Annotated in this window: 1 protein-coding gene; it reads right to left on the reverse strand. The window is 67.2% G+C overall.

The genetic code is table 11. The features are described from left to right. Positions 1 to 27: 27 nt before the first annotated feature. On the reverse strand, positions 28 to 1092 hold the full coding sequence (locus DKT69_RS00210) for an integrase core domain-containing protein (RefSeq protein WP_109799591.1): 1065 nt from the start codon (positions 1090 to 1092) through the stop codon (positions 28 to 30). Between the last annotated feature and the right edge of the window lie 86 nt (positions 1093 to 1178).

The raw sequence follows: 1178 nt of genomic DNA on the forward strand, positions 1-1178 counted from the left end.
CCTGTGGGGCTCGTAAAGCCGGTTCGGCTATGCTGCCTGCGAATACTCGTTGATCAACCCGCCGAGGATCGGGCGCCGTCGGATCCTGGCGGCGGTCAAGTCAGTGACTCCCGACGGCGGGTTTGGCGGCTGTTGGCAGAGCGATCGATGTGGTCGGTGGCTGTTGTAGTGGGCCGTGTACTCGGCGAGGACGGTCGCGAGGTGCCGTTCATTGACGATGAGCATCTGGTCGGTGCACTCCCGGCGTACGGTGCCCACCCACCGCTCGGCGAACGCGTTCGCCCGGGGTGCCTGCGGTGGGGTCTTGATCACCTCGATGCCGTCCGTGGTGAACACCGTGTCGAAGACCGCCGTAAATTTCATATCGCGGTCGCGGAGCAGGAACCGCAGCTCAGCCGCGCGCTGGTCGAGGTCCATCAGCAGATTCCGTGCCTGCTGGGCCACCCAGGCACCGGTGGGATGGGCGGTCACCCCAACCACGTGGACTTGGCGGGTGGCGATCTCGACGAAGAACAGCACGTAGATCCGCTTGAGCATCACGGTGTCGACGGTGAAGAAGTCACAGGCCAGGATCGTGTGGGCCTGGGCGGTCAGGAACTGTTTCCAGGTCGGTCCGGACCGCCGGGGTGCCGGGTCGACCCCGGCCTGGTTGAGGATTTTCCACACCGTGCTCGCCGCGACCCGGTAGCCCAGGCCGAGCATTTCGCCCTGGATGCGCCGGTGCCCCCACGACGGGTTCTCCGCCGCGAGTCGCAGCACCAGGTCGCGGACCTGTGCGTTCACTGGTGGCCGGCCCGGCCGGGCGTGCGGGTACGTCCATCGCCGGGCGACGAGTTCACGATGCCAACGAAGCAGCGTCGCCGAGGTCACGACGAACACCGACCAGCGAGGGCGGGGCAGCAGCCGCGACAGCACCGCCAGCACCACCCGGTCGGCCGGTTCGAGATCGGGGCGGGTCACCTGACGGCGCAGCACCGCCACCTGATGGCGGAGCACCAGGATCTCCACATCCTTGGCCCCACCGTCGCGGGCGAGTTGGGACAACATCTGCAGGACCTGGCGAGGCAGCAGGTACACCAACGACGCGCTCATGACCACGAGCATGACGGCTGCACCGGGCTCAAGCCCGCACAGAACCGCACTTCAGACGGTCGAACCGGGTATTCGAGCCCCACAGG

Origin of the sequence: Micromonospora sicca (assembly GCF_003172935.1) — a bacterium.
Taxonomy (GTDB): domain Bacteria; phylum Actinomycetota; class Actinomycetes; order Mycobacteriales; family Micromonosporaceae; genus Micromonospora; species Micromonospora sicca.